Consider the following 13,760-nt stretch of genomic DNA (forward strand, 5'->3'; position numbering starts at 1 on the left):
GCTATCTTCTCCCGACGCAGCAAAGCCTGCGCCGAACGCGCGGCCCAATGAGCGCTCGGGCGAACTCGAGGACGACAAACCGAGAGGTCTGCGGCACTTACCCTCGAACGCCCCGCGGGCGCCCGCACACTCGGCGACCGCCTACTCCGCCGCCTGCTTCGCCGCCGTCGCCTCGAAGACCGCGTCGAAGGCCGCGTGGATTACGTCCGGCCCCGCGCCCTGGCGGGTCGCATCGGAGGACAGGATCTGGCGATAGCGTCGCGCACCCGCCCAGCCCTGGAACAGGCCGACCATGTGGCGGGTCACATGGATCAGCCGGCCGCCATTGGCGATATGCGCGGCGGCGTAATCGGCCATGGCGTCGCGGACCTCCGCCCAGAAATCAAGATCGAGACGATGGCCGCGCTCTGAGAAGGTGGCGCCGTCTTCGACGATTGGCTTGGCGCCAGTCAGCGGATGCGAGAAATGGCGATCGGCCGCTGTCAGCATGGCGCTGTCGTGATAGGCAGCGCGGCCGAGCATGACGCCGTCCAGATGCGGAAGCTGCTCACGCGCCTGATTCAGGGTCTGAAGACCGCCGTTGATACCGATGAAAAGATTGGGATTTTCCTGCTTCAGCCGATACACGAGGCCATAGTCGAGCGGCGGGACCTCGCGGTTCTCCTTGGGGCTCAGGCCCTGTAGCCAGGCTTTGCGGGCATGCACCCAGACGGCGTCCGTGCCGGCATCGATCACCTGCGCGACGAGCGTGCGCAACGCCACTTCCGGATCCTGGTCGTCCACCCCGATACGGCACTTGACCGTAACCGGGATTTTTACCGCCGCCTTCATCGCCGCCACGCAGGCGGCCACCGTTTGCGGCTCCTGCATCAGACAGGCGCCAAACGTGCCGGATTGCACCCGGTCCGACGGGCAGCCGACATTCATGTTGATCTCGTCATAGCCGAAGCCTTCGGCGATCCGTGCCGCCTCCGCCATCTTCGCCGGATCGTTACCGCCGAGCTGCAGCGCCACCGGATGCTCGGATACGTCAAAGCCGAGCAGCCTCTGCCTGTCCCCCCGCAGGATCGCCTCGGCGACGATCATTTCCGTATAGAGCAGCGCATGCTTCGATAGCTGCCGCGCGAAAAACCGATAGTGCCTGTCCGTCCAGTCGATCATGGGCGCAACGGCGAAGACCGGTGCGTTGAAATACGCCTTAGTGCGCGCAGCTTTTCCTGCGGTCTCAGTCATCTTTCGTGCGTCTCTTGTTCAATGGCCGCGGCAAGGGCAGCGCCGAAAATTCGCGCATGCCGCCAGCAGGCATTATCTAGTGTTGCCGGGCTTATATAACGCGACGCCGAAGAAAGCGAGCTTTAGACACCTACGGCAATGAGAGGCAACGAGGAGGCCTCAGCAACGCGACCCGTCACCCAAAGGGAACGGTCGTCCAGCGGTAGCGAATGCTGCGCAAGAGGAACGGCGGCAACGCCGCCACCTGCAGTGACAGTCGCTTGCACTCGCGCCAGAGCTTCTGATGTATCTTGAGCTTCAGCTTCACGCGAGCCGCTGCTCCGGCCGGCTTGCGGATCGTGCTTCCGTGCGCCGGGTCGGCGCTGTCGAGAAGCATGCCCTGGATGCAGACGGCCGGATAGAGCTGATGAATGCGGCAGTCGTCCGGCCGCGGCACCTCATCGTCGAACATGAAATGATCGACAGGGCATGGAAACGCCCCTTCCGAAAGCTCAAGCAGTCTTTTTGCATAGTCCCGAGAGATGACATAGCCGCCCGTGCCGACATGGCATCCCCGCAATGCATGGATCGTACGCCCGGCATCGGCGAGCACACGGGCACGGCTGAGAAACACCTTCTGCCGGAAAGTTTCGATCTTCAGCAGGCCCACTTCGGCCGGGATCCAATCCGATGACGACAGCGCCTGGGTTGCGCTCGGGGAAAAGAAGACATCGTCCTCGATCACCGCGCCATAGGCATCGCTCCCTTCCGCGATGATGGCCCAGCACTTCCGATGGCTCATGAAGCAGGCGATTTCAGCCTTGTTCATCCTCTTCCACTGCTTCGACACCGGCTGCATCGCCAACACGGCGTCATCGAGCTCTCGCCCGTCAACGGCAGCCACGCGCTCAAAATTCAGGCCGAAGGTGGAAAACTGGCTTCCGATGTGGATCAGTCGCTCAGGGGAACGGTCGAGATTGATCACCAGGCAGCGCATGGATACCCCTTGCTTCCTTCCATCTTGACGTGTGTGGGCCGAAAGCGCACGCCGCTTGGTCAGCCTATCGCGCCCGATCCAAGGAACTGCGAAAAAACGCTCCGAAATCAACGGCAGGGTAACCGAACGCATCATCGGGATTCGTACAACTGCGCGACGAGCTACCACGGATCGCACCGCGTCACAACGATCAGCGCTGTAGCGACAAGCGCCTGCGTTACAACAACTCCCCTGAACTCCTCGCGATACGGCACTAACGGGGCAACCAACAAGGTGCCGGCAACACGGCCTCCGCCGATAGCCTCCTGCCGACGGCGGCTCCGCGCCGGGCATGGTTTCCACTTTGTTAAGAAGAATCGCACATCTTGCCGCCTCGACTGGATCGTCATCGGAGCGAAACATGAGCTACGATTGGAGCGGCGAACGGCGCCGACGGACAATAGCGACCGTCATCGGCGCCGCATTTCTGCTGCTGGCGCTGGCGGCCACGGTCGCTGCCGCGGTTGGCACGAGCCTTTTTTGAGCGACAGGCGCTTTTTGCGCCTTCGTTTCACAAAGGACGAAACTCGCAATTGCCAACGGAAAGAAGGCAGATGATCAGCTCGCCTCAGCCCCGCCGCTACGCACAGCACGGGGTTGACGGCGACCGCGGACAGGACTAGGGCAGCGTTCCTGTATCGTTACCGGTCACAGGAATAAGGACAGACGGCATGAAACGCGCGATCGCGGCACTTCTCACGCTTCTCTTGGCCGGGTGCCAATCGATGGAGTTGGAGGCGCCTGAAATCGCGAAGCCCCGGCCGACCGCCCCGGCCGTTCCGACGCTTTCGGGCGATGCGCTCCAGGCCTTCCTCGTCGGCAAGACGCTGCGGTACAATCTCAACGGCGTCAACTCCACCTTCTTCCCCGACGGCCGCTACGGCTATCGCGACTACGAGGTGCGCGATGGCGGCAGCTACACGATCACCGGCGACGAGGTCTGCATCACCTTCGAGGATGGCGGCCGGCGCTGCGACCAGTATGCGCAGATCGGCTCCGACTATTACCGGATCGAGGAAGGCGGTCGCCGAACCAAGGTGGACCGCGTCGTCCCGGCGGCCTGACAATCCCGACGGCAACGGGCGTGCCCGTATAACCCCTCATTCCCGAGGGGTTCAATTCGCCGGCCTTCTGCCATAGTGCGCGCGGGAATGCGGCCTTGTGGGAGGGACGGGTGGCCCCATTGCGAGCGACACAATGCCTGGCGCTGTCGAAGGCCGACATGGAGCGGTTGCAGCGCGTCTTTGACGCGCTTTGCATCGAACAGGGCTGGGCGCGAGACGGTGAGCCTGCGCGGCGGCATGCCAGGATGCTGATCGACGACTATCTCGCAGGCAATACCAGCGAAGGACGCCTGCTTATTGCCGGTCGCGCCTTCGCCGAAAGCTTGCAGCGTGGCATCCCCAGATAACGCCAATCGCGGCACTCGCGCCAGGCGGAGCGGCCGCCGGCGGCAGCCTGTCCTGCCATAACCGAAAAGCTGCTTACAAAAGCGAACTCCTGCGCTACATTAGCAAGATCGACTGCCGACCTTCTCGAGAGGAGCCAGAGGCCGGCGGTCGCAAATGCCGATGTTCATTGAGATGATCTCGAGGAGGAGACGCATGCAATTAGTCTGGAAACAGCCGATCGAACTCGACTTCGTTAGCGGCGATTGCCGCACCGTCAAAGGCCCCTCAGACGCCCTCGCCTGCCTTGCAGACCATTGGCCTCGCCGCGGACCATTCTATGTGGCCGCCCGCAGTGCCTGCCGCGCCGCCATCGACGGCCGTCGCACCGCAGAAGAGGCCCGATCGCTGTTCATCTCGGCCGCCGAAGAAGCCGAGTTGCCTACGCACTAACCCGCCTACCGGCGCTGAACGAAAGGTGCCGCTGGAAGGCGGCGAGCGTTTGCCATCGGGCAAGCGACACGATGACTTTTTTGATTGAAAGCTTCGGCCTTTGACGGCCGCGGACGATTATTCAGGCTCCGGGCATTCGCCCAGCAAACGCATCATTTCAGCACATTACTGCCCAATCTCGGGTGATTTTTCCAGAAATGGCCCGATTTCTGTCGTGAAGCATTCATTTCTTTCTACTATATTCTGAGGTGCCTCACAAAAACCAATTTCGGAGCGCCTTAGTCCCATTAAGGGAATTCAAGAAAAACGATATACGGGAGAGAACATATGAGCGAGAGCAATCTCTATCGCATCGTTGAAGTCACCGTGAAGCGTGAAGGTGGCCGTCGTGATCTCGGCATCATGACCGTGCGCCAGGCCCTTGAGCTTCCCCAGGTCCCCAGCCTCGAATACAGCCATCCTGAACTCAACTCGCGTTCGGACGGTCGGTTCCTGACCCGAGACCAGCTTCAGGCCTACGCTCATTGCGCCTGACTTTGCCGATGATGGCATCCTTTCGGATGCCGTGATCGCGCGCGCCCTGGTGGGCGCGCCTTAATCAAAATCTTCGTCCCCAATCCTTGTTCTTAATTTTTCTGCGGATCGATTCCGATTCGCGGATTTATGCAGTAACGTCCGGATTCTCTCTTGCCTCGCCTCAACCGAAATCGGCCAACGGCGAACGCCCAACAAACGCGCGGTGCTCTTCCTGTCGGTTGCGACAGGCGGACGCCCAAGACCGGACGATCATGGAAACAATCATCCCCCCACCGCTTCCCGTGCTGCTGCCGATTTCCGGCAGCCTCGTCGGCTTTCCGGTTCGCCGGGTCTATTGCGTCGGCCGCAACTATGCCGCCCACGCGATCGAAATGGGCCACGACCCGGACCGCGAGCCGCCGTTCTTCTTCCAGAAGAACCCGGACAACCTGCTTGCAGCCGGTAGCGCCTTCCCCTACCCGCCCTTGACCAACGACGTTCATCACGAGGTCGAACTGGTCGTCGCGCTGAAGCGTGGCGGCAGCAACATCGCCGTCGAGGACGCGCTCGATTGCGTCTACGGCTATGCCGTCGGCATCGATTTCACCCGCCGCGACCTGCAGGCGGAGGCGAAGAAGGCTGGCAAGCCCTGGGCTGCAGCCAAGGCGTTCGAGCATTCCGCCCCGCTCTCGGCGATCGCATCTGCCGAAACGATCGGCCATCCGCTCAACGGCAATATCTGGCTGAAGGTCAACGGCGAACTCCGCCAGCAGGGCGATCTCGACCAGATGATCTGGAAAGTGCCGGAGATCATCGCCGAACTCTCCAAACTCTTCACGCTGGCCCCCGGCGACGTCATCATGACCGGCACGCCCTCGGGCGTCGGACCGGTCGCGCGCGGTGACGAGGTCACCTGCGGCGTCGATGGGGTTGCGGCGCTCGCCGTCAGCGTCGTCTAACCTGCTCACTTCCGGCAGGCGGCCCGCCGCCTGCCGACCGGCCCCGATCGGCCATGTTGCGAAAGGACAGAATGGATGCCGCTTTACGCCCTTGGATCACTTCGCCCACAGACGCCGCCGAAGGGCAGCTATTGGGTGGCCCCGGACGCCAATGTCATCGGCCAGATCGAGATCGGCGAAGAGGTCGGCATCTGGTTCGGCGTAACCCTGCGCGGCGACAACGAGCCCATCCGGCTCGGGGCGCGCACCAACATCCAGGAAAACGTCGTCATCCATGTCGATCCCGGTTTCCCGGTGACGATCGGCGAAGGCTGCACCATCGGGCACGGCGCCATCATCCATGGCTGCACCATCGGCGAAAACTCGCTGATCGGCATGGGCGCGACCGTGCTTAACGGCGCCAAGATCGGCCGCAACTGCCTGGTCGGCGCCAATGCGCTCGTCACCGAAGGCAAGGAATTTCCGGATAATTCGTTGATCGTCGGCGCGCCGGCCAAGGCGATCCGCACGCTGGATGATGCGGCGGTCGAAGGCTTGAAACGCTCGGCAGCGCATTACGTCAAGAACTGGCGGCGTTACGCCGCCGACCTCACCCGGCTGGACTGAGCGCCAAACACCTCAAGGTAAGCTTTCCACGGGCCCTGAAGGAGTTGCCCTTATGCGCAGCTCTGGCAATGGCCGCGGATCTCGATCGTCGTCTTCTCGGTCTTGAAGTTCTGCGCCCGCGTCAGCGTCGAAAGCCGCTGCTCGATCGCCTCGTCATGAAACTCGGTCACCTGGCCACAGCCTTCGCAGATGGTGAAGGCGGTGACGCCGTGATCGTGTTCGTGGTCATGCGGGCAAGAACAGGCGACGAAGGCATTCAGGCTTTCCAGCCGATGCACGAGGCCATATTCGAGCAGTTTGTCGAGTGCGCGGTAAACCTGCAGCGGGGCGCGGAAGCCGTGATCGCGCAGCTTGTCGAGAATGGTGTAGGCGCTCATCGGCCCTTCGGAGTGGCTGAGCGCATCCATCACCAACGTCTGGTTCTTGGTCAGTTGCGGCGTAGCCATTAGTGGTGCCCTCCAGGCGTGGAATGATGCGCCGCCTCGAGCGGGCGGCGGCCGATCGGTAGCAGACTCAGAACGAAAAGCCCAACCGCGGCAACAACGATAGACGGTCCCGACGGGGTATCCCAGTGAAGCGAGCCGAAAAGTCCGCCGGTGACGGCGAGCGCGCCGATGACCGATGCGAGTACCGCCATCACTTCCGGCGAGGTCGAGAAGCGCCGTGCCGTTGCCGCCGGGATGATCAGCAGCGAGGTGATGAGCAGAATGCCGACGATCTTCATGGCGATCGCAATCACCAGCGCCATCAAGAGCATGAAAAAGAGCCGCGTGCGTTCGGGCTTCAGCCCCTCGGCTTCCGCCAGTTCCGGATTGACGGTGGAGGCCAAGAGCGGCCGCCAGAGATAGACAATCGCGAATATGACGAGGATGCCGCCACCCCAGATGATGTCGATGTCGGACTCGGAGACCGCCAGAATGTCGCCGAAGAGGAAGCCGACGAGATCGATGCGCACCCAGGTCATGAAGGCAACGATGACGAGGCCGAAGGAAAGTGCTGAATGGGAGAGGATGCCGAGCAGCGCATCCGTCGACAGCGCCCCGCGCCGCTGCAGGAAGAGAAGCAGTACCGAGACCACGGCCGCGACGATGAAGACGCTGAGCATCAGGTTGAGCTCGAGCAGCAGCGACAGCGCCACGCCGAGCAGCGCCGAATGGGCCATGGTGTCGCCGAAATAGGCCATGCGCCGCCAGATGACGAAGCAGCCGAGCGGCCCGGCCATGACGGCAATGCCGATGCCGGCGATCAGCGCGCGCACGAAGAAATCGTCAAGCATCGCGCTTCTCCTTCACGTCATAGCCGTGCAGTCGCGAATGATGGCCGCAGCCGCAATCCTCGCCGTGATCGTGCACGTTTTCCTCGTCGTCGTGGTGATGGCCGTCACCGGGGTAGCAATGTTCGGTGATCGAACCGTCCGCATGCAGCACCCGGCCGTCGGGCAAATGGGTGTGGTCGTGGTGGTGACTGTAGACCGCAAGCGTATTGGCGGCCCGCCTGCCGAAAAGCTTCTGGTATTCCGGGCTCTGGCTGACCGCCTGCGGCGTGCCGCGGCAGCAGACATGGCCGTTGAGACAAACGACCGTATCGGTCTCGGCCATGACGATATGTAGGTCGTGCGAGATCAGGAGAATGCCGCAGCCTGTGCGGTTGCGGATCTGCTTGATCAGTTCGTAGAGCGCAATCTCGCCGCTGAAATCGACGCCCTGCACCGGCTCGTCGAGCACCAGCAGGTCCGGCTTGCGGGCAATCGCGCGGGCGAGCAGCGCGCGCTGGAACTCGCCGCCGGAGAGATGCTGCACCTCGGATTTCGCCAGATGCAGCACGCCGGTCGCCGACAGCGCCTCCTCGATCTCCCGCCCCTTCAAGGGGCCGGTCAGCGTCATCAGTCGCTCGACCGTCAAAGGCAGCGTCCAGTCGACGGCAAGCTTCTGCGGCACGTAGCCTACTTTCAGGCCCGGCTTGCGCTCGACATAGCCCTCGTCCGGTTTCAGCACTCCGATCGCCGTCTTCGCGGTCGTCGATTTGCCCGAGCCGTTCGGGCCGATCAGCGTGACGATCTCGCCCGGGCTGATCGAGAATTCGACGCCACGCACCAGCCAGCGACCGTTGCGGCGCACGCCGGCATTGCTGAGATTGACCAGTGGCAGCGCTTCTGGGGAACGGAAATTCAGCATGAAAAAATTCCGGATTGCATGGTTGCCACTGGCTATCGCACACGTTATAGCATAACGCAATTGATGTAATAACATTACATGACGACTTCAAGGCCGGCAACGGCCCGTTGGAGTAACAGTTTTGCATGCCCGAAGCGCGCTTGGCCGATGTGGCAGGCACGCCAATCAAGCCCGGAGAACCCGATGAAATCGACATCCGCCCTGCTCTTTGCCTCTACCATGCTTCTTGCGGCACCCGCCGCAGCGGACAGTCCCAATGTGGTGGTTTCGATCAAGCCGATCCACTCCCTTGTCGCCTCGATCATGCAGGGTGTGGGCGAGCCGTCGCTAATCGTCGAGGGCGCCGCCTCGCCGCACACCTACAACATGAAGCCTTCGAACGCCTCGGCCCTGCAGGCGGCAAAGGTGGTCTTCTGGGTCGGTCCCGGCCTCGAAGCCTTCCTCGACAAGCCGCTCGACGCCTTGAGCAGCGGCGCAAAGGTGGTGGAGCTCAGCGAAGCGCCCGGCATCGAGAAGCTGAAATTCCGCGAAGGCGGTGCATTCGAGGCGCATGACCACGGCGACGAAGGCCACAGTGAAGAAGGCCAGAGCGAGGAAGGCCACAAGCATGCCGAGGGCGAAGCGGGGCACGATCACGGCCATGACCACGATCACGGCCACGGCGATGCCGATCTGCACATGTGGCTCGATCCCATGAATGCCAAGGCGATGGCCGCCGAGATCGAAAAGACGCTCACTGAGGCCGATCCTGCCAATGCGGGCGCCTACAAGGCCAATCTGGACGCCCTGAACAAGCGCCTGGATGCGCTTGACGCCAAGCTCACGGAAACCGTGGCACCGGTGAAGGACAAGCCCTTCGTCGTCTTCCACGACGCCTACCAGTATTTCGAGCACCGCTATAAGGTTCGCGTCGCCGGCTCGATCACCGTCAGCCCTGAGGTCCTGCCTGGCGCGGATCGGGTGTCGCAGATCCATGCCAAGATCAAGGAACTCGGTGCCACCTGCGTCTTTGCCGAGCCGCAGTTCGAGCCGAAGCTGATCAATGTGGTGATCGAGGGAACGCCGGCGAAATCCGGTACGCTGGACCCGGAAGCCGGCACGCTGGAGGCCGGCCCGGATCTCTATTTCCAGATGATGGAAGGGATCGGCACCTCGCTGAAGACCTGCCTCGCCTCGGCAAGCTGACCCGTCCTCCCAAGGCGGTATCGGTGGGCGCTCGCCTGGCTCGGCTATACGGGCGCCCGCCCCTCTCTATCATTCTCGGGAATGGCCATCCTCGGCGAGATGGTGCGGAACCGGGCCGCCTGCTGGAACCTCGGGTCAAGGGGGATTGACGGAAAGACTAGCCACAGGCGACCGAGAGATTGGAACGACGACCTGCCGGCAAGTTGGGTTCAGCCCAGAGGTCCGGTGCCAAACTTCGCACTCGTATCAGGCGAGCAATCGCGCTCGCCTTTCTTTCCGGCATTATTCGTAACGATATAACATACAGGAACCAATCGATGGAAAAGCTCCCTGTCACCGTTCTCTCCGGCTTTCTTGGCGCCGGCAAGACGACACTGCTCAACCACGTGCTTTCGAACCGCGACGGGCTGCGCGTCGCCGTCATCGTCAACGACATGAGTGAGGTCAACATCGATGCGGCACTGGTGCGTGATGGCGGTGCCGGTCTGTCGCGCACGGAAGAGCAACTGGTGGAAATGACCAATGGCTGCATCTGTTGCACGCTGCGCGACGATCTCCTGAAGGAAGTCCGCAACCTCGCCGAACAGAACCGCTTCGACTATCTGCTGATCGAATCGAGCGGCATTTCCGAGCCCCTGCCCGTCGCCACCACCTTCGATTTTCGCGACGAGGACGGTGAAAGCCTGGCCGATGTCGCGCGGCTCGACACGATGGTGACGGTGGTCGATGCCGCGAACCTGCTGGCCGACTATTCCTCGCTCGATTTCCTCGCCGACCGTGGCGAAACGGCGGGCGAAGGCGATACACGCACCCTCGTCGACCTCCTGGTCGAGCAGATCGAGTTCGCCGACGTGGTGGTCTTGAACAAGGTCGGCACTGCGACGCCCGAGCAGGTGGATGCCGCGCGCAAGATCATCGTCGGGCTCAATCCCGATGCGCGGCTGATCGAGACCGATTTCGGCAAGGTGAACCTGCGCGAGGTGCTTGGAACCGGCCGCTTCGATCTCGCCAAGGCCGAAGAACATCCGCTCTGGTACAAGGAACTGCACGGCTTCAAGGATCATATCCCGGAGACCGAGGAATACGGCATCCGCTCCTTCGTCTATCGCGCTCGACGTCCGCTCGATCCCATGCGCTTCCAGGCCTTCCTCAACCGTTCCTGGCCGGGCGTGCTTCGCGCCAAGGGCTTCTTCTGGCTCGCCACCCGACCGCATTATGTCGGCGAGATCAGCCAGGCCGGCCCGCTTGTGCGGACCGGCAAGATGGGGCTGTGGTGGTCGGCCGTGCCTCAGGAGCAATGGCCGCGCGAACCAGGTTTCCTGAAGGCGGTCGGTCCCTACCTGGACCCGGTCTGGGGTGATCGTCGCCAGGAGATCGTCTTCATCGGCGCCGACCCGATGGACGAGGCGGAGCTTCGTGCCGAACTCGATGCCTGCCTGATCGCCGACGAGCGCTTTCGTCCGGAACGTTGGCGCGATCTTGCCGACCCCTTCGCCAGCTGGTCGCCACGGGCCGCCTGATGGCAGACCCCGCGCGCGCACCGCGCCGACCACGCTTCACCTGCATGGCGCTCAACGCCGCCGGGCGGCCGGTGCCGATGTTCGATCCGTTTCTGGGAGATGAACCCGCAGATGAGGACGCGCCGGAAGCGGCAGGCGCTATCGAACTCCTGCTTTTTGGCGACCGGCAAAACCCATGCGCCGGTTACCGAAAAGGCGAAGGGGCGGCGTGAAAACGCCGCCCCTTCGCTGAACCCAGAGTGCCTTATCAGCGTGCTGCCGCCAGGCCGACAATGACGCCGGTGGCAAGGCTGATCAGCAGGAAGTCGTTGCCGGACCGTACCCATTGCTGGCCGCGCGGCGGCTGGCGAAGCTTGTAGTAACGGTAGTCGCGCACCTGCGCCATGTGGCGGCGCTCGGCCGGCGACAGGCGATGGCCGCGCGCCCAGCGCTCCTTCTTCTTGACGATCACCCGCTTTTCGATCGTGACGTGCTTGTCGACGTGACGATCCACGCGGCGGTCCATGTGACGATCGTAATCGCGATCGACGGGTCGACGCGAACGATCATAGTTCTGCGCCACCTCGAAGGATCCTGCCGGCTGGGCAAGGGCTGCGACCGGCGTAATCAGAACGGAGCTGGCGACGAGCGCGATCAGGAGACGTTTCATTCGGGTGTCCTTTCTTTGTCTGCACCCGAAAATTAGACCCCGCTTCCTGAACCGAATATGAAACTCTACATTACAAATGCGTAATGATATCCATCACTTATTCCATAATTCTAATGTTTACGGATCAACTTGCCGCAAGGCTGACGTAGCGGAAGCGGTCGAAATCGGCAGCCTTGCCCGCGCCTGAGGTGTCGAAGGCGAACATGCCGGCGAAGGCCCCGGTGAAGGATCCATGCTCGCCGCGGCCGCCCTCGTCGGAGACCACGCCCGCATCGAGAACCGGGCCGATCGGCTGCCAATCCACCGCTGCGTTCGCCCGCCAGAAGAACTGCAGGTCATTGTCGCGAACGTCCATGGCAAGGTCGATCGGACCATCGGGAATGGCGATGCCGCTGCCGACGGGGAACTGCAGCCGGCCGTGCGGAAAATCGCCGGGGCATGAGAGGATCGTCAGCGCCCGGCCCAACGTTTCGTGCCAGGTGATGCCGAGCGCATGGAACTTGTGGCGATTGTAGTAATGCGTCACACCTGCAACCTGTTGGTAGGTTACGGCCGTGAAATCGACCGTCGTCTCGGCGCGGAAGGAATGATGCTCCTGCCGCCGCGCGACCAGCGCCTGCTCGAACCAGCTGCCGATGCTCTCTCTGCCGAACAGCCTGAGGTGGCCCGGCCGCCATTCGAGCGAGAAGATCCGCTCCGGTTCCGGCGTACGCAGCCATTGGAACTCGACGGGCAATGCCTGGCCGTCGAAATGCGTTTCCGTAACCACCGGTGTCGCCACCTGCCCCGCCGGTCCCGGCGCCGGCACGAGCACCTCCGGCACCGGGCCGCCGTTTTCGAGATAGAGCCAGCCATCATCGCGCCAGACACATTTTTGCAGGGCCGTCTCGCGACCGAGCGTACAGCGGCGTCCGGGAGGCAGCGGTCGGCCGGTCAGATGCGTATGATAGGCCTGCCCATCTGGCGTCTCGACATATTGGCCGTGGCCCGCGCGCTGCAACGGCGCTTCGGGGTGGTCCTTCGACGTGATCAGATAGATATCCGGATGCATCTCATAGGGGCCGTAGATCGCGCGTGAGCGGGCCATGGTGACGGCGTGGTCGTAGCCGGTTCCGCCTTCCGCCGTCGTCAGATAATACCAGCCGTTTCGCTTGAACAGATGCGGCCCCTCGACGAGGCCGAGTGGTGAGCCGGCAAAGATGTTCTTCACGGGGCCGACGAGCCTGCGTGTCCGTTCGTCCCATTCCTGCAGCAGGATGCCGTCAAAGGCCGGATGTTTCGGCGAGCCGCCGAAGCTTTCGGTGCGGTGGTTCCACTGCATATTGAGGAACCACTTGCGGCCGTCGTCATCATGGAAGAGCGACGGGTCGAAGCCGGAGGAATTGACGTAGACCGGATCCGACCAGGTCGCCTCGATCGCCTCAGCCGTGACGATGTAGTTGTGCGCGTCCTTGAAGTTGCCGTCGAAGCGCTTGACGTCGGTGTACACCAGCCAGAACAGACCATCGTCATAGGAAAGACACGGCGCCCATACGCCGCAGCTATCCGGGTTGCCGCGCATGTCGAGCTGGCTTGCCCGCTCCAGCGGCCGGCGGACGAGTCGCCAGTTCACCAGATCCCGCGAATGGTGGATCTGCACACCCGGGTACCATTCGAAGGTGGAGGTCGCGATGTAGTAGTCGTCTCCGACACGGCAGATCGAAGGGTCCGGGTTGAAGCCCGGCAGAATGGGGTTTCGGATCATGGCAGTCATGGTTCAGGCGTCCTCCCTTGGCGGCGCCATCCGACCTCAAAAATCATACAAATTCAAGCCTGCAACGTTGCAGTAATTCGCGCGTCGTATCGCCTGTGCCCGGCTTTCCGCATCGATTCGCTTGGCGATGTGCACCTTAAGGCGGCTGACGATCGCCGTGCCTCGCCGTCTGCAACCGGATTGCACAAACAATGGGCAAAGCGCTGGATCACCCTATTCTACTTTAGTCGGAGGCGGCCGAACTACACGGGAAAATCGCACCTCAGACTTGAACGTGCGCTTGAAATCGGCACTCTGGCTATGCTTGGC

The 13,760-nt window shown here is 62.5% G+C and carries 17 protein-coding genes; 10 read left to right on the top strand and 7 right to left on the bottom strand.

Annotated elements, in window-relative coordinates; all coding sequences use genetic code 11:
- Positions 1-141: 141 nt before the first annotated feature.
- Positions 142-1,233: a tRNA dihydrouridine(20/20a) synthase DusA gene (gene dusA, locus FA04_RS08435; protein ID WP_034788485.1), complete on the bottom strand. Its 1,092-nt coding sequence runs from the start codon at positions 1,231-1,233 to the stop codon at positions 142-144.
- Positions 1,234-1,408: 175 nt separating this feature from the next.
- Positions 1,409-2,209, bottom strand: coding sequence for a glycosyltransferase family 25 protein (locus FA04_RS08440; protein WP_051659134.1), 801 nt, complete (start codon positions 2,207-2,209; stop codon positions 1,409-1,411).
- A gap of 400 nt (positions 2,210-2,609) precedes the next feature.
- Here FA04_RS08440 and FA04_RS36365 point away from each other — a divergent pair, with 400 nt between their 5' ends.
- The 7 genes from FA04_RS36365 to FA04_RS08470 all read left to right on the top strand — a co-directional run bounded on the left by FA04_RS36365 (position 2,610) and on the right by FA04_RS08470 (position 6,170).
- Positions 2,610-2,732, top strand: a complete 123-nt coding sequence (locus FA04_RS36365) for a hypothetical protein (RefSeq protein WP_256385285.1) — start codon at positions 2,610-2,612, stop codon at positions 2,730-2,732.
- A 187-nt stretch (positions 2,733-2,919) separates the two neighbouring features.
- Positions 2,920-3,312, top strand: a complete 393-nt coding sequence (locus tag FA04_RS08445; RefSeq protein ID WP_034788482.1) for a hypothetical protein — start codon at positions 2,920-2,922, stop codon at positions 3,310-3,312.
- A gap of 110 nt (positions 3,313-3,422) precedes the next feature.
- Entirely contained in the window at positions 3,423-3,659 is a 237-nt protein-coding gene (locus FA04_RS08450) for a hypothetical protein (RefSeq protein WP_234798742.1), read from the top strand.
- A gap of 193 nt (positions 3,660-3,852) precedes the next feature.
- Positions 3,853-4,089 (top strand): DUF982 domain-containing protein, encoded by a 237-nt coding sequence (locus tag FA04_RS08455; RefSeq protein ID WP_082566472.1) that lies wholly within the window; start codon positions 3,853-3,855, stop codon positions 4,087-4,089.
- A gap of 327 nt (positions 4,090-4,416) precedes the next feature.
- The gene (locus tag FA04_RS08460; protein ID WP_034788476.1) at positions 4,417-4,623 is read left to right on the top strand and encodes a hypothetical protein; all 207 of its coding nucleotides are present in this window, start codon (positions 4,417-4,419) and stop codon (positions 4,621-4,623) included.
- A 254-nt stretch (positions 4,624-4,877) separates the two neighbouring features.
- Positions 4,878-5,564: a fumarylacetoacetate hydrolase family protein gene (locus FA04_RS08465; protein WP_034788473.1), complete on the top strand. Its 687-nt coding sequence runs from the start codon at positions 4,878-4,880 to the stop codon at positions 5,562-5,564.
- Positions 5,565-5,639: 75 nt separating this feature from the next.
- Positions 5,640-6,170 carry a gamma carbonic anhydrase family protein gene (locus FA04_RS08470; protein WP_034788469.1) on the top strand — a complete coding sequence of 177 codons (531 nt, stop codon included), beginning with the start codon at positions 5,640-5,642 and terminating at the stop codon, positions 6,168-6,170.
- Positions 6,171-6,220: 50 nt separating this feature from the next.
- Here FA04_RS08470 and FA04_RS08475 read toward each other — a convergent pair whose 3' ends face one another.
- From FA04_RS08475 to FA04_RS08485, 3 genes are read right to left on the bottom strand one after another with little or no spacing between them, the layout of a single operon-like run.
- Complete coding sequence (locus FA04_RS08475; RefSeq protein WP_034788467.1) at positions 6,221-6,616, bottom strand: Fur family transcriptional regulator; 396 nt, start codon at positions 6,614-6,616, stop codon at positions 6,221-6,223.
- On the bottom strand, positions 6,616-7,446 hold the full coding sequence (gene znuB / locus FA04_RS08480) for a zinc ABC transporter permease subunit ZnuB (protein ID WP_034788464.1): 831 nt from the start codon (positions 7,444-7,446) through the stop codon (positions 6,616-6,618). The genes FA04_RS08475 and znuB overlap by 1 nt, the downstream gene beginning before the upstream one ends.
- The gene (locus tag FA04_RS08485; protein ID WP_034788461.1) at positions 7,439-8,344 is read right to left on the bottom strand and encodes an ATP-binding cassette domain-containing protein; all 906 of its coding nucleotides are present in this window, start codon (positions 8,342-8,344) and stop codon (positions 7,439-7,441) included. Before FA04_RS08485 ends, znuB begins: the two co-directional genes overlap by 8 nt.
- 183 nt (positions 8,345-8,527) lie before the next feature.
- Between FA04_RS08485 and znuA the strand changes: the two genes are divergently transcribed.
- From znuA to FA04_RS35050, 3 genes are all read left to right on the top strand, one after another.
- On the top strand, positions 8,528-9,529 hold the full coding sequence (gene znuA / locus FA04_RS08490) for a zinc ABC transporter substrate-binding protein ZnuA (protein ID WP_034788457.1): 1,002 nt from the start codon (positions 8,528-8,530) through the stop codon (positions 9,527-9,529).
- A 317-nt stretch (positions 9,530-9,846) separates the two neighbouring features.
- Entirely contained in the window at positions 9,847-11,049 is a 1,203-nt protein-coding gene (locus tag FA04_RS08495; RefSeq protein ID WP_034788454.1) for a GTP-binding protein, read from the top strand.
- A gap of 44 nt (positions 11,050-11,093) precedes the next feature.
- The gene (locus tag FA04_RS35050; RefSeq protein WP_156552963.1) at positions 11,094-11,261 is read left to right on the top strand and encodes a hypothetical protein; all 168 of its coding nucleotides are present in this window, start codon (positions 11,094-11,096) and stop codon (positions 11,259-11,261) included.
- Between the two features lie 35 nt (positions 11,262-11,296).
- On the opposite strand, the gene FA04_RS08500 is transcribed toward FA04_RS35050, so the two are convergent.
- Together FA04_RS08500 and FA04_RS08505 are read right to left on the bottom strand one after the other, a co-directional pair.
- Positions 11,297-11,698 (bottom strand): RcnB family protein, encoded by a 402-nt coding sequence (locus tag FA04_RS08500; protein WP_034788451.1) that lies wholly within the window; start codon positions 11,696-11,698, stop codon positions 11,297-11,299.
- A gap of 124 nt (positions 11,699-11,822) precedes the next feature.
- Positions 11,823-13,442: a glycoside hydrolase family 43 protein gene (locus FA04_RS08505; protein WP_446718240.1), complete on the bottom strand. Its 1,620-nt coding sequence runs from the start codon at positions 13,440-13,442 to the stop codon at positions 11,823-11,825.
- Between the last annotated feature and the right edge of the window lie 318 nt (positions 13,443-13,760).

The sequence above is a fragment of the Ensifer adhaerens genome (assembly GCF_000697965.2).
Taxonomy (GTDB): Bacteria; Pseudomonadota; Alphaproteobacteria; order Rhizobiales; family Rhizobiaceae; genus Ensifer; species Ensifer adhaerens.

Coding starts and splice junctions, on each gene's coding strand:
- dusA (WP_034788485.1), bottom strand. CDS start 1,233: ATGACTGAGACCGCAGGAAAAGCTGCGCGCACTAAGGCGTATTTCAAC.
- FA04_RS08440 (WP_051659134.1), bottom strand. CDS start 2,209: ATGCGCTGCCTGGTGATCAATCTCGACCGTTCCCCTGAGCGACTGATC.
- FA04_RS36365 (WP_256385285.1), top strand. CDS start 2,610: ATGAGCTACGATTGGAGCGGCGAACGGCGCCGACGGACAATAGCGACC.
- FA04_RS08445 (WP_034788482.1), top strand. CDS start 2,920: ATGAAACGCGCGATCGCGGCACTTCTCACGCTTCTCTTGGCCGGGTGC.
- FA04_RS08455 (WP_082566472.1), top strand. CDS start 3,853: ATGCAATTAGTCTGGAAACAGCCGATCGAACTCGACTTCGTTAGCGGC.
- FA04_RS08460 (WP_034788476.1), top strand. CDS start 4,417: ATGAGCGAGAGCAATCTCTATCGCATCGTTGAAGTCACCGTGAAGCGT.
- FA04_RS08465 (WP_034788473.1), top strand. CDS start 4,878: ATGGAAACAATCATCCCCCCACCGCTTCCCGTGCTGCTGCCGATTTCC.
- FA04_RS08470 (WP_034788469.1), top strand. CDS start 5,640: ATGCCGCTTTACGCCCTTGGATCACTTCGCCCACAGACGCCGCCGAAG.
- FA04_RS08475 (WP_034788467.1), bottom strand. CDS start 6,616: ATGGCTACGCCGCAACTGACCAAGAACCAGACGTTGGTGATGGATGCG.
- znuB (WP_034788464.1), bottom strand. CDS start 7,446: ATGCTTGACGATTTCTTCGTGCGCGCGCTGATCGCCGGCATCGGCATT.
- FA04_RS08485 (WP_034788461.1), bottom strand. CDS start 8,344: ATGCTGAATTTCCGTTCCCCAGAAGCGCTGCCACTGGTCAATCTCAGC.
- znuA (WP_034788457.1), top strand. CDS start 8,528: ATGAAATCGACATCCGCCCTGCTCTTTGCCTCTACCATGCTTCTTGCG.
- FA04_RS08495 (WP_034788454.1), top strand. CDS start 9,847: ATGGAAAAGCTCCCTGTCACCGTTCTCTCCGGCTTTCTTGGCGCCGGC.
- FA04_RS35050 (WP_156552963.1), top strand. CDS start 11,094: ATGGCGCTCAACGCCGCCGGGCGGCCGGTGCCGATGTTCGATCCGTTT.
- FA04_RS08500 (WP_034788451.1), bottom strand. CDS start 11,698: ATGAAACGTCTCCTGATCGCGCTCGTCGCCAGCTCCGTTCTGATTACG.
- FA04_RS08505 (WP_446718240.1), bottom strand. CDS start 13,442: ATGATCCGAAACCCCATTCTGCCGGGCTTCAACCCGGACCCTTCGATC.